This is a genomic window from Sediminibacillus dalangtanensis, assembly GCF_017792025.1.
Taxonomy (GTDB): domain Bacteria; phylum Bacillota; class Bacilli; order Bacillales; family Amphibacillaceae; genus Sediminibacillus; species Sediminibacillus dalangtanensis.
This window is the reverse complement of the sequence record NZ_CP046956.1, coordinates 3,329,026-3,341,856: the sequence shown is the minus strand read 5'-3', so window position 1 is coordinate 3,341,856 and position 12,831 is coordinate 3,329,026. Positions and strand designations below refer to the sequence as shown.

At 46.6% G+C, this 12,831-nt stretch carries 15 protein-coding genes; 9 read left to right on the top strand and 6 right to left on the bottom strand.

Translation table 11 applies throughout. The annotated features are described in order from the left end of the window. Window positions 1-4 precede the first annotated feature (4 nt). The 4 genes from ERJ70_RS16550 to ERJ70_RS16535 all read right to left on the bottom strand — a co-directional run bounded on the left by ERJ70_RS16550 (window position 5) and on the right by ERJ70_RS16535 (window position 2,524). Window positions 5-547, bottom strand: coding sequence for a competence protein ComK (locus ERJ70_RS16550; RefSeq protein WP_209365872.1), 543 nt, complete (start codon window positions 545-547; stop codon window positions 5-7). A gap of 69 nt (window positions 548-616) precedes the next feature. Next, on the bottom strand, window positions 617-865 hold the full coding sequence (locus ERJ70_RS16545; RefSeq protein WP_209365871.1) for a helix-turn-helix domain-containing protein: 249 nt from the start codon (window positions 863-865) through the stop codon (window positions 617-619). A gap of 296 nt (window positions 866-1,161) precedes the next feature. After that, window positions 1,162-1,659 (bottom strand): hypothetical protein, encoded by a 498-nt coding sequence (locus tag ERJ70_RS16540; protein WP_209365870.1) that lies wholly within the window; start codon window positions 1,657-1,659, stop codon window positions 1,162-1,164. Between the two features lie 688 nt (window positions 1,660-2,347). Further along, a complete protein-coding gene (locus ERJ70_RS16535) occupies window positions 2,348-2,524 on the bottom strand; it encodes a hypothetical protein (RefSeq protein ID WP_209365869.1) in 177 nt (58 codons plus the stop codon). A gap of 238 nt (window positions 2,525-2,762) precedes the next feature. Here ERJ70_RS16535 and ERJ70_RS16530 point away from each other — a divergent pair, with 238 nt between their 5' ends. Genes ERJ70_RS16530 through ERJ70_RS16510 form a run of 5 tightly spaced genes read left to right on the top strand, consistent with a single transcriptional unit; the run spans window position 2,763 to window position 7,780 of the window. Continuing rightward, on the top strand, window positions 2,763-3,683 hold the full coding sequence (locus ERJ70_RS16530) for a DUF7847 domain-containing protein (protein ID WP_209365868.1): 921 nt from the start codon (window positions 2,763-2,765) through the stop codon (window positions 3,681-3,683). A 51-nt stretch (window positions 3,684-3,734) separates the two neighbouring features. Then, a complete protein-coding gene (locus tag ERJ70_RS16525) occupies window positions 3,735-4,382 on the top strand; it encodes a DUF4129 domain-containing protein (protein ID WP_209365867.1) in 648 nt (215 codons plus the stop codon). 20 nt (window positions 4,383-4,402) lie between these two features. Then, on the top strand, window positions 4,403-5,545 hold the full coding sequence (locus tag ERJ70_RS16520; protein ID WP_209365866.1) for a DUF4350 domain-containing protein: 1,143 nt from the start codon (window positions 4,403-4,405) through the stop codon (window positions 5,543-5,545). Beyond that, entirely contained in the window at window positions 5,542-6,471 is a 930-nt protein-coding gene (locus ERJ70_RS16515) for an AAA family ATPase (protein WP_209365865.1), read from the top strand. Before ERJ70_RS16520 ends, ERJ70_RS16515 begins: the two co-directional genes overlap by 4 nt. 7 nt (window positions 6,472-6,478) lie before the next feature. Next, window positions 6,479-7,780, top strand: a complete 1,302-nt coding sequence (locus ERJ70_RS16510; RefSeq protein ID WP_209365864.1) for a DUF58 domain-containing protein — start codon at window positions 6,479-6,481, stop codon at window positions 7,778-7,780. Here ERJ70_RS16510 and ERJ70_RS16505 read toward each other — a convergent pair. After that, window positions 7,761-8,738: a stage II sporulation protein M gene (locus ERJ70_RS16505; protein WP_209365863.1), complete on the bottom strand. Its 978-nt coding sequence runs from the start codon at window positions 8,736-8,738 to the stop codon at window positions 7,761-7,763. The genes ERJ70_RS16510 and ERJ70_RS16505 overlap by 20 nt on opposite strands. Window positions 8,739-8,953: 215 nt before the next feature. Between ERJ70_RS16505 and ERJ70_RS16500 the strand changes: the two genes are divergently transcribed. The 3 genes from ERJ70_RS16500 to ERJ70_RS16490 all read left to right on the top strand — a co-directional run bounded on the left by ERJ70_RS16500 (window position 8,954) and on the right by ERJ70_RS16490 (window position 10,233). Beyond that, complete coding sequence (locus ERJ70_RS16500) at window positions 8,954-9,670, top strand: RDD family protein (RefSeq protein WP_245208037.1); 717 nt, start codon at window positions 8,954-8,956, stop codon at window positions 9,668-9,670. 64 nt (window positions 9,671-9,734) lie between these two features. Further along, a complete protein-coding gene (locus ERJ70_RS16495) occupies window positions 9,735-9,959 on the top strand; it encodes a hypothetical protein (RefSeq protein ID WP_209365862.1) in 225 nt (74 codons plus the stop codon). 37 nt (window positions 9,960-9,996) lie between these two features. Next, complete coding sequence (locus ERJ70_RS16490; RefSeq protein WP_209365861.1) at window positions 9,997-10,233, top strand: hypothetical protein; 237 nt, start codon at window positions 9,997-9,999, stop codon at window positions 10,231-10,233. A gap of 224 nt (window positions 10,234-10,457) precedes the next feature. Here the strand turns inward: ERJ70_RS16490 and ERJ70_RS16485 are convergent, their stop codons facing one another. Then, entirely contained in the window at window positions 10,458-10,961 is a 504-nt protein-coding gene (locus ERJ70_RS16485; RefSeq protein WP_209365860.1) for a sigma-70 family RNA polymerase sigma factor, read from the bottom strand. A 413-nt stretch (window positions 10,962-11,374) separates the two neighbouring features. Between ERJ70_RS16485 and ERJ70_RS16480 the strand changes: the two genes are divergently transcribed. Beyond that, window positions 11,375-12,757, top strand: coding sequence for an extracellular solute-binding protein (locus ERJ70_RS16480; protein ID WP_245208036.1), 1,383 nt, complete (start codon window positions 11,375-11,377; stop codon window positions 12,755-12,757). Window positions 12,758-12,831: the final 74 nt, after the last annotated feature.

The following is a 12,831-nucleotide window of genomic DNA, read 5'->3' as shown; positions in this document are numbered from 1 at the left end:
CCTATCAGGAGGGTGTAGTGAGTTCGTCTGGTGGATCAAAATTGTGATCAGGTGCTATGTCCTGTGCAGCTTTCATATGGCTGGAAAGCTTGATGTTGGCAAAAACAGTACGTTGGAATTGCTTTTCCAAAACTCGCTTGGATTCTGTCATCTGGAGTTGTACGCCGTTATGAAAGACAATGATGGATTGAATAGCAGTTTTTTCTTTTTTCGGAATGGACTTGATGTCGAAGATGTGTTCAAAAAAGATCCAGTGGCAGGGAATTGTATCCGGAGAACAGGTAGGAAAGGCAAAGATGTTATTTTCCGGACTGACCGGGATTGGCACCTTTTTCTTTGAACCAGTATGGTAAATCACGGCTGAACGGCGTCCGTCATAGGAGGAACCTGCACTGAGGCAAGCATTCTTGATCAATTGCAACGGTGGCCGCTTTATGTATAGCTGGCGATCCCGTTCAATTACCACGGTTTCGTATTCCATCTGGCAGGCCGTCAGCAGGGCCATCGTCTGTTTGTTAATTTTGTAATCTCTTTGTACTTTTTTCATCTTCAACACACCCCTTTTTAGAATTTGTGCTGAATCATAGATGAAGTAAGATTGAATACGCTTCCAAAACTAATAAAGTTCAGTGTCCATGGCTTCTTTCACTTCATGCAGGAAAAACTGGAAATTCAATTCAAGCGGATCGCTAAGCTTGTAAAAAGTGTACAAGGAAGGAATCTTCTCTCCTCGCTCAATTTTTCCTATGTAGTTATCATCCAAGTCTGCCATGTTGCCCAATTCACGAAGTGTCATATTTCGCTCTGTTCTTCGTTGCCTCAACCATTCTCCTAAAAGTCTTTTAAAAACGACTTTTTCTTCCATTCCACTCCCCTCCTTTTTTCTATTATCTTCCTATAAATTGGAAAAATAAAGGTACTAAAGTAACTTTTTTTGAAAAAATTGGGGAATTGGGAATAGGAAGTCGGGAGAATGTCGTTAATTCGTTAATTTAGACAGCTATTGAATGGTGAAGTGATGAATGTTATGTTCGATCTGGATAAATGGTGACAAGATGCGAATAAAAAACACTCCCCACTTATTGTCGGCGATTATCTTCGCGAGACGGATGGGGGGTGTTAGTCACTGACAGCCGGATACGAAAAATAGATGTTTACTTGTTAAGGATTTAAAGCTTTACGCTCCTGGCCGGCATGTAATTTTTTCATGGCAAATCTTGCTACCGGTTGTGCAATCAACACTTCCACCCAGAATGCGATGAAGAAGTTACGCGGCCAACGGGTAAAGAAAGACCGAATCGGATCCATGCTTATTTCCCGCATGCCAATCCAAGCTCCTAGTATGGTCAGTAAGATGGACAAGATGGTAACACTGAATAAAATCGTGAACAATGTTCTCGCATTGAATCCGTCCGTAGGTGCAGTGAACTTTACTACCAGCTTTTCGACGACAGGATTTACAACAAGCGTCACCAATAAAACGACACAAGTCCATATAAAGGGAAGTGCTTGTAACGTTTCCATGTAAACATCTTTCGTAAAGCCGAATTCAAATCCCATAATCAAAGGTGCAATCAAATTCACCGAAAGGATGGATATGATGGCTAAAAACAATACAAATTCCTTTCCGTTTCGTGGCAGTCTTGTTTCCTCATGCATACTTCTTACCTCCGAAATAGTAAATTTCAGATGGCGGACGTATCTCATGAGACATATATTTTTGATCCTATAGCCGGACCAATATCTCCACACACTGATTTTATTATCTTATCACCATGCTTTGAAAATTTTCAAGATGGATTTTCCTATCAGGCTCTTTTTTGCAGACCTTGTTTTTCTTCCAGCATTTCTACCTTTGATAGAAATGCTGCGAGATAGCTTGAAAGAATTTTACTAACCCCCTACATAAATGGAATTGGAGCATGGAGCTGCGGAAATACCCTGTGCTTTCCGCTGGTGAGCTTCCTCTAGCTTGCGCTCTCCGGATCTCCCCGATGCTTCTCCTCACACAGGACAGGTGTGTTCGGTTGTACGATTAACCGCATTCTCAAGGAAAGCTGTGGCAGCGAGACATCGCTCGAAGAAAATTGGGTTGTATTTACGAGGAGTCTTGGGGTATTTCCGCTTTGAACAGCTGCCTGTTTAGAAACAAGGATACTAGCTTCATTGAAGTAACTTGGGTTAAGATAGCTTTAAGGCCCACGGCAAGGCTTCCTCTACCTAAGGGAGCGAAGAAGCTGATTCATGCAACACCTGGGTGAAACGTTCTCCACGTAAATCGAGTATTTTTCCACAGCGTCGCATTACCACGGCGGTTCGAGTAAAGAATCCATGCTTTCACTGGTAATTAAAAGCCGTCCCCTCCACCCATTGGCGGAACGCCTTTTCGAGATTTTTCCCTTTCAAAGGCTATCTCCACTTCTTTTTTGTCCGACAGGTATCTTTCCCGTTTCTTTTTCCGTTTGAACACCATTATTCCAGTAATAACGACTAGGAACAGGATCCATAAGATATCTGTAAGCATACGCCCACTCCCTTCTTTTATAAATGCCCTTTGCTGTTGTATTCATTTTAACATCTTGAGTGCTGCAATTTGGGAAGTCTCCCTTTTTGGTGTAGTAACAGTAAGTCAAAGTGGACGAAAAGGCAATGTAAAATCAATTCAAAAAATTTACAATGTTTGTTCGCTAAGACCCACATCAATGTTAAAATAGTCGTTAGGTATGTTGAAAGTAGAGTAGAGTCTATTGGAGGAATGAAACATGAACGAGCAATTTAGGAAGCCAAAAGGGTTTGGAGAGATTCTCGATCAAACCTTTCGACTTAGTAAAAACCGCTTTGTGGAATTTTTTACGATTTTTTTGATTATCGTCGGGCCGGTCTTCTTACTGCAGGCAATCGTCCAACTGCTTTCTGGGCGTGGCTTTTTCCGAGAATTCGAGACAGGAGACACCTGGTATGAACAGTTATTCGCCACATTCGACCAAAGCAATGTGGAGACGGCATCGATCGGGGAGGATATCAGCTCGATATTCGTCAGCTTGATTGCCATGATTTTGACGGCGGTTGCCTATGGAGCGATCCTGTTTGCCATCAATCACATTAAAAACGAAGAATCTTACACAGTTGGCTCTGTGATTAAGCAGGCATTTTCAAGGTTCTGGGGGATTTTGGGCAGCAGCCTGTTATTCGGAGTCATCCTTTTCGGCCTGTTCATCATTCCGCTCATCATCATCATTATTGGCGGGATGGCCGGTTCCTTTATTGAACCAGTTACCGGAATTATTTTCGTCATCGTTTTCATGCTCGGCCTCACGCTAGGTGTTGGGTTGTTGGCCACCCGCTGGGGATTCTACCTTGGGAGCACCGTCCTGGATAAGGAGTCGCCGGGATTATCCCAAAGCTGGAACTTGACGCGTAAGCAGACGTGGAAGCTTTTCGGGTTATATCTCATCTTGTATTTGGTTACGGGTATCGTAAGTACAGCCGTGGAGTCCATCTTTGGTGTTGTCCTTGGTGCCAGTGTCCTCTTTACCATTCTCGTCAATTTATTTTCCCTGATCACGTCCATGATTTTTGCTGTTGGCTATTCCGTGATGTTTTTGGATAGCAAGACACGTAACACTGGCGAGGATTTGCAGGAAATGCTCAATGATTACCAGGAAGAACAGCAGCCCCGTTGATAGATACGCAATCAAGTAGTGCTTGGGAAGACAGCAGGTAGGTGATAGGGAATGGAGAATACCGAAAACGCAAAACAAGAGCTGGAGAAAATCCTCCAGCAGGATGAATACCAGGCATACCAGGAAGAGTCGAAAAACTTCCTGCAGGTATGGTGGGAAAAAGTGAAAGAATGGGTAGCCGGCCATCTTAGTGACTGGTTTCAGTCCCTTACTCCAGCTAGCGGGGCGGCAGATGCCATTCTGCTGTTGATGATTGTTGTCGTGGTGGTCGGCATTGTAATCGGCATTGTATTATGGAGCGGCCGTGTAAAGCGTAGCCAGACATTCCGCGACATTGCCCCGTTGCAAGGGATGAATGGACGGCAATGGTCTTACCGGCGTCATTTGTCAGAGGTTCGGAAACAGGAGGGGGAGGCTGCTTACCCCGAAGCCGCTCGCCACTTGTTTCTAGCCGTACTATTGTATTTTCACGAACGGAAATGGCTGGAGGCACGGATATGGAAAACCAACTGGGATTATTATGAAGAGTTACGGAAAGGTGATCAGCAAAAAGCAGAACAATTTTATCAGCTGGCCCTTTTGTTCGAAGAAGTAACCTATGGAAATCGGCAGTTGGAACAAGACGAGTACGAAGCGTACCGCAGCCAGGCGATGAACTGGCTGGAATCAACGGAATACTATGCCAGCAAGAATGGATAGCGGAGAAGGAGGAAGCAAGCTTGCAAAAACAATCATACCGAAAAACCTGGCTGACGTTGGCTGCCTTTCTCCTGTTGTTTGTCGGGCTCAGTTATGTAATCGAGGGACAACAGCCGGAAAAATACCCGGCGTATCTTTCCACTTCTCCGTCACCGACTGGTACCAAAGCCATTTATACCTATTTGGAAAATGAGCAGGGAACGGCGGGCCGTTGGTCTGCACCACCCGAACGGCTGCCTTCGGAAAATAGCGGGAGCATGTTGATGATGATGGAACCGTCTTTCATGCCGGACCAAGAGGAATTGGCTGCTTATCAGGATTTTGTGGAAGCAGGAAATACGCTGTTTTTATGGATGGACAATCCGGATGGACTGTTTGATTTGCAGACAAGACAGCAAATGCCGAATCCGGCCGGAACGACGACCGTGAACGATCTGGACGGGGAGGATTACCGGGCGGAAGTGACTTCGGTTTTTCGGCTGCAGGAGCGGGATACAGACGATGTATTGTTAGAGGATGAAGCAGGCGTGATTGCGCTGAAGCGAAGGCTGGGTGCTGGGGCACTGATTGTCGCGGTTACACCGGAGTGGACGATGAATAGCTTGATAGCAGAAAAGGACCATGCGGCGCTTTTAACCAAATTGTTGGATGATGCAACAACAAATGGAGACAGCAGCCTGTTGTTTGATGAGTATGTTCACGCTGGCGAAAATGGAGCAGGCGTGACGACGCTGTATCCGAAGTGGCTGCTGGTGCTGGTAGTGCAGGCATTGTTCGTCACGATTCTGTGGCTTTGGAATCGCGGCAAGCGGTTCGGGCCGATCGACATTCCGAGAGAAGAAACGGTGCGTTTCAGCGACGAACAAATCCAGGCCGTTGCTGCCTGGTATCAGCGCGGCCGTTATTATCGTGATTCCCTGGCAGTGCAGGCTGACTACGTACAGCAGCTGTTGCTGGAACGGCGAGGCATTGTTTTCAATGGGGATTGGAAAGTGGCGGCAGATAAGCTGAGCAGCAGAGCCAGGTATTTGCCGGCTGACGAAATCCAGGAATATACCGAAGGAATAGCAGAAGTAGTCGAAAAACCAAGTATCAGCAAACAGGAATATTTACTATGGTCGAAAAGACTTGATCGCTTACGGGAAGAGGTGGAGCATAGATGAGAACAGAATTGATCACTTTATTGGAAAACTATGAACGATACATATACGGACAGCGGACCAATTTGAAGTTGCTTTTATCTGCTGTGCTGGCAGGAGGACATGTATTGATTGAAGGGGTCCCGGGGACCGGTAAAACCCAAATGGTCCGAACCCTGGCGAAACTGGTCGGCGGCGACTTCAACCGGATTCAATTCACACCGGATTTGCTGCCGAGCGATATTACCGGCAGCATGGTGTACAGCATGAAAGATGGAAACTTCCAAACGCTGAAAGGTCCAATTTTCACCAATGTCCTGCTGGCGGATGAAGTCAATCGAACGCCGGCTAAAACCCAGGCCGCACTGCTGGAAGCAATGGAAGAAAAACAAGTGACGATCCAGGGCGAGACCTATCCGTTGCCGGAAGTGTTTTTCGTGGTGGCCACGCAGAATCCAATTGAATACGAAGGGACCTACCCATTGCCGGAAGCACAGCAGGATCGGTTTTTGTTTAAGCTGGACATCGCTTTTCCGGAATTAGAGGAAGAAAAACTGGCCGTCAAACAGGCCTTGGAGCAACGGTCTGCCCAGCAGGAGGCAGAGGCGTTGCTCGATGTTGAGACGTTTTTGGCAATCCGCCGTGAAATCGAGCAAGTCACGATCAGTGACGACGTTTTGCATTACACGATGGAGCTGGTCAGAAGGACGCGTGAGACCGAATCGATACGCTTTGGAGCCAGTACACGGGCAGCGATCTCCATCGGCAAAGCGGCCAGGGCTTGGGCCTATTTGTCGGATCGGAACTACGTAACACCTGATGATGTCAAAATGGTGTCTCGGCCTGCACTGCGGCACCGGATTCAATTAGCCCCGCACGTAGAATTGGAGGGAGCGACTGTTGACCAGGTCATTCAAGAGCTTATTGGGTCGGTTGCTGTTCCGAGATAGGGGGGTTTTGCCGACCAGACGGCTGTTAGCTTTGTATGCTTTCTTTTCGCTTGCGATGACGCTGCTGGCGGTCGGCGGACTCGCCTGGAGTTATCTGGCGGTGTGCAATGTGCTATTCCTGGCTGTCAGCCTGCTTGATTTATTGCTGGCACCGGGAAAAAGCGATTTGTCATTCAGCCGGGAAATGCCGGAGGAAATGGAGCGGGGAATCCGTTACACGATAACGATCCAGGTAGAAAATCGCTCGCAACGAGCTGCGGCTTTCCGTATGATCGATCATATCCCGGCAGTCTTTGAGCGGCCATTTCCCTTAACAGGCGGGATAGAAGGAGAGAGCACTGTTCGTGTCGATTATCAGACGACAGCCGCTGAGCGGGGAAAGTACCTGATCGATAAATTATACGTGCGTTATACAGGAATGTTGGGGCTGTGGGAAAAGCAAGTCACGCCGGCGCTGGCGGATACGGTCCGTGTCATCCCGGATCTAACTGCCACGAAACAATATTTAGAAGGTGCACAGCAATTTTTGTTGTATGAAGGAATGACCGTCCGCAAAAGGCAACGCGGACAGGGCGAGTTCGATAAAATCAGGAATTATGTCGTCGGAGATGATCCAAGAATGATCAACTGGCGTCAAACCGCAAAGCTGCAAGAGGTCATGACCAATGAGTATGAACCGGAGCACGGCAAGTATGTGGCGATTTTGATCGATTGCGGCCGGATGATGGGGGCGGAGCTTGAAACAGGAAACCGGCTGGAAAAAGCGTTGGAAGCTGCCATGACAGTCGCCGCCGCTGCCTTGCAAAACGGAGACCATGTATCTGTTGTCGGATTTTCCAAGGATATTCAGGTATATGTGCCGCCTGAGAAAGGGATGGCCCATTTGCAAACGATTCTGCATGCGATTTATAACTTGCGGGTAGAAGCGAGTGAATCGAATTACGCAGCTGTTTTACAGTACTTGCAATACCATCAGAAGAAACGCAGCATGATTTTGCTGTTTTCTGATGTTACTGCCTTTCTGCAGGAGGAAAGCGGACTGGTATATTTAAAACGGTTGCGCCAGCGCCATCTGTTTTTCATGATCGGCATCGAGGATGAAACCATGCGGGCGAGAGCGAAACAGTCATCGGACGATGTACGGCAAGCCATGGTGAAAAGTATCGCGCAGAAACAGCTTTTATATACAAAGCAGCAAAAAACAAAATGGGAAAGGCAAGGCCTTTCCCTAGTAGAAACGGAAGAAGACCGGCTGGCGGCTTCTGCTGTTTCCCAATACATGGACGTGATCAATCGAGGATTGCTGTAGCTTCGGGCTGCCGCCTCATCAGCAGTTTGCCGATGATCATATAAGCGGCCAATCCAATGATGGTAATGCCGGCCACCGCATACTTGATTTCCAATGGCAGGGCAGAAGGCGTGATGAACCCTTCAATGATACCGGCAATAACGAACAGCGGTATCGTTCCGAGCATCAGCATCACCGAGCGTTTTGCCTGCTGCTTCAATTGCCTGCCGCGGGAAAAGTTGCCGGGAACGAACAGTTTATATCCCATCAACAAGCCCGCGCCACCGGCAATGAAAATGGCTGCCAGCTCGACAATGCCGTGCGGGACAATAAACGCCCAGAACTCATACGATTTTCCATAATGCCAGAACAGGGCAGCTAGGGCACCGACGATAAAGCCGTTGTAGACGAGCAGATACACGGTCAATAGCCCGAATGTAACTCCTCCGGCAAAAGCCAAAATGGCAACCTGGATGTTATTGGTCATAATGGTCGCAGACATATAGGAAGAATCGACGGAATTGCTTCCTTCGCCCAGCTGCTCCGGTTCTACTCCTTGCACCATATCGGCTGGAAGGATGGTGTATAGATGCATGGGGTCATCAGCCACAGCAAGAAAACTTGCCAAGGCACCGAGAAGGAACAGGAACGTGGCGACAACTACTGCTTTCCACTGCTCGAGCAGCAGTCCGACAAATGTGGTCGTGAAAAATTGCCGAATTTGTTTACCGCTGGAGGTTTGGTCTTTATAAAGGATGTTATGCGATTTGGATACAAGCCCGTTCAAGTAAATCGTCACCTCATCGGATGGGAAATAGGTCTGGCTGTAGGATAAGTGCTGGGCTGCTTTTTGGTAGAGTTGGTGAAATTGGTCGATATCCGATCCGTTCGTTTGCTTACGTTTATGTATTCTGGAACCGAGCTCCTCGAGTTCTTTCCATTCCTCGCGGTGTTGTTTGACAAATTGTTTTACTTGCATGGGTTCACCTCTGATTGACGGTCCAATCGACCGCGTTCTTTGTTTCTATTATAATAATCTTGTAAATAAATAGAAACCGTCCAGCGCTTATTTTTTCCAAATAGAAGAAAAAGGGGGAGGTCATCATCAACAACCAGGAACAGGTAAACATCAAAACACCGGAGTACGTCTCCCTGCAGTTTACGACAGCGGGTTTGGGAAGTCGGGCAGCGGCTTTGATCATTGATCAATTGATTTTAACGACGGTAAATTTGCTTATCATCCTGCTAATATTCTTGCTTGATTATGCCCAGATCGGCAATATTGCGAGCATGACTGGTTCGACCATGCCGCTGGCTATTGCGATCATTGTCATCTTTTTGTTGAACTGGGGCTACTTTTTCGCATTAGAATTTTTCTTTGGAGGGAAAACAATCGGCAAACGATTGATGGGAATCCGAGTTGTCCAGGATAACGGGCACAGCATTACCTGGCTGTCCAGCCTGATTCGCAACTTGATGCGCATTATTGATATGCTGCCTGCCAGCTACCTGCTCGGCATGGTCCTGGTATTTTTCCATCCGCAACATAAGCGCCTCGGCGACATCGTGGCCGGCACGATTGTCGTGCATGAAAGCAAAGGAAAAAATAAAAAACAGGTCAAAAGCATCGAAAAAGAAATCGAAAGCAGGGGACTAAGCAAAAACGACTTGAATCTGGATGAGTGGACGATCCGTTCCCTCGGAAAAAAAGAATGGGATTTGCTTAAAACCTATGTCACCCGCTTTAATCAGCTCCCATTAGAGGAAAGATACCAACTCACCCATCAAATGACCGCAGCATTACTGCCTAAAATCGGCATCGATAAAAACAAAAAAGATGTAAGAGAGTTGGAGAATATTCTATTGGTCTTGTATTTGATTTTGCGGGATGAATGGGAGTTTGAGTGGTAGAATATTTACTGGAACAGAAGTTTAAAGCTCTTTCTCCACCGCCGAAATAAACCAGGGGTGGAAGATGGAAATATTCTCCGGATCAGCAAAAGACGCAATGCAATCTCAAATGAACGAGATGGCATTGCAGTTAGCGAAACTGTTAGGGACCGTGTTTTTAGCGGGAATGATAGTAGGAGTTTTACTGGAAATAGTCCCTATACAAGTTCCGAGGCAAATCAAAAATTTCTTGATAACCATTGTTTCATTGATAGCTTTTTATAATGTAATTCAGTGGTTTCTTGAATAGTGGAAATCCGGGCGGCACTTGCTGCCCGGATTTTACTTTGGGAAAGTTGCTTTATTTTACGGAAGAAGATCAAATCGTTCTGGAAGAAGAGCAAAACCGGAAAAAGAGGATCAACTCGGCGAAAGAAGATCAAATCCAGTCCAAAGAAGATCAACTTCATCCGAAAGAAGAGCAAAACCCGGAAAAAGAGGATCAACTCGGTGGAAGAAGATCAAATCCAGTCCAAAGAAGATCAACTTCATCCGAAAGAAGAGCGAAACCCGGAAAAAGATGATCAACTCGGTGGAAGAAGATCAAATCCAGTCCAAAGAAGATCAACTTCATCCGAAAGAAGAGCGAAAACCGGAAAAAGAAGATCAACTCGGTGGAAGAAGATCAAATCCAGTCCAAAGAAGATCAACTTTATCCGAAAGAAGAGCGAAACCCGGAAAAAGAGGATCAACTCCGAGGAAGAAGATAAACCCCCGACCAAAGAAAATCACTCGCCCCGGAAGAAGATCAACTCTCCGAACAAAGCACCCGTCTGATTTTCGGCTTAGCGGCTCTTGCCCAATTTTTTACGGCGGCTGTTGTTACCTGCTCCTTCTGCGCTATAGCTTTGACCGATAAATCCTTGAGTACATATAACTGGAACCATGTCATTTGTTTTTCGGTGAGCACGTTTTCCAACCGTGCCAGCAAATAGGGATCGATGCCCTCCTGCAAGAAGGTGACGGCGCGATTAGGGTTTGATTTTTCCATGGTGATGAACATATTCTGTTTTTCCTGCTGACGAGTTTGCTTGCGGATGACGCTGAGTAGTGCTTTTTCCATGCAAAAATAAGCATAGGTGGAAAATTTTCCGCGTGCCGGGTCGTAAGATTCGTATGCCTTCCATAACGCGATGGTTGCTTCCTGATAGAATTCCTTTTCCGGATCTCGGATGTTCCATTTATTGATCAGGTAATAAATCATTTTTTCGTGAGTGGCTAAGACCTCTTCAAAACTGCTAACCTTGTGCACCTTGCCCTCGTTTCCTAAAGGCGCCTTTATCGTTTATTCCGCGGTACACTCATATTAGCTGTTTTCGGTTCGCGCTTCTCATATCAAAAGGATGTGTTTGGGAAGCGTTTTTGAAGGATCATTCCTTCATACGATTCCCATTCTTGAGGGAAAGGGGAAGTTAGAAGAGGACAAAATGCAGAAATGCGCTATTTAAAAAAAGAATATTCTAATAATTTTAATTAATATATTGACCTATACATATATATCAAGTAAGGTGTGTATATAACAACTTGGCATCCGGAAGGGAGGGCGGCATTCTGAAAAATCACGGAAGAGGCAGACTTTTGCAGCTAGAGCTTTCTTTTTTCACCAAATTTGTAAGCGCTTACTAAGATTGGGATGATATTTCTGATAAAAAGGGGCGATCGACAATGAGGTTTTTTTCTTGGAGAAAAATGATTGGCTTGATGATGGCAATGGTGTTTTGTTTGGTGGCGGTTGCTTGTTCAGATGGATCGGCTTCTGAAACAGACGGCGAAAGCGCTGAGAATGAAATCAGTATTACCTACAGGTCTGGCGGTGGAACCAATAAAGGTTTGACGGACTGGCTCAATGAAGAAGTGATTCCGCAATTCGAAAAAGAACATCCGGATGTCAACGTGAAATTGGCCCCTTTGGAAGTTAACGAAGGGGACTATTTTGCCAAGGTGTCGTTGCTTCTGCAATCTGAAAATACAGCGCCTGACATTGTCACAGAGGACACCTTCATGGTCAACTCGGATGCGAGCGCTGGATACTTAGAGCCTTTGGATGAACGGATTGAAGGTTGGGACGAATGGGATAGCATCACAGAAAACGTGAAAAATGGCGTGATCGCCCAGGATGGAAAAATTTACGGCGTCCCTTATAACACGGACTCGCGCGGTCTTTGGTATAACAAAGAATTACTGAAGCAGGCAGGTGTCGAAGTGCCATGGGAACCGAAAAGCTGGGATGACATCCTTGCAGCTGCCACTGCTGTGAAAGAGAATCTTCCGGATGATGTGGTGCCGCTTTGGATGAATTCAGGAAAAGCAACAGGGGAAGCGACTTCGATGCAAACATTCCAAATGCTATTGTACGGTACGGACGACCCATTATATGACCACGAAAGCCAGAAGTGGATCGTGGAAAGTGATGGTCTGCTGGACACGTTTAAATTTATCGACACCGTTTATGAACAGGATCTCGGGCCGGAGCTTTCCCAGGTGTTGAACGGCCAGGGCGGTACGGTCGCTTATCAGCAATTGATGCCGCAAGGAAAGCTGGCGATTGGTCTGGACGGCATCTGGCAAACCGGGAACTGGCGTGAAGACGGTGCTGCTCCGTGGCCTGAGGCTTTCGATACATTAGGTTTTGCAGCAATGCCGACGCAGAATGGAGAAGCTCCAGGAACAACTTCGATGTCCGGTGGATGGGCGCTTTCGATTCCAGCCAAATCGAACAGCAAAGACCTTGCATGGGAATTCATCAAGCTTGCTTCTACCAAAGAAAACAACCTGAAGCTGCAGCTGAAAGACGGCAACCTTACTCCTCGTGAAGACGTCGCACAGGAACCGGAATATTTGGAGATGGAGATGTTTGAGGAAGCATCTTCCTTCCTGGAGAACACGCATTTCCGACCGGCGGTAGACAAATATCCGAATGTCTCCACGGTGATCCAAACGCTTGTCGAAAATGTTGTTTCCGATAAAATAACGCCAGAAGAGGCGGCGGAACAATACAAGCAGGAAGTCACGGAAATTGTCGGAGAAGACTTGGTTACATCCAAGTAGCTGATTGTGCTCCCTTCCCGGTAAGTAGCGGCAGGGAGCCCCACTTGCACATTCCTAGGGAAAGAGGTGTTCAC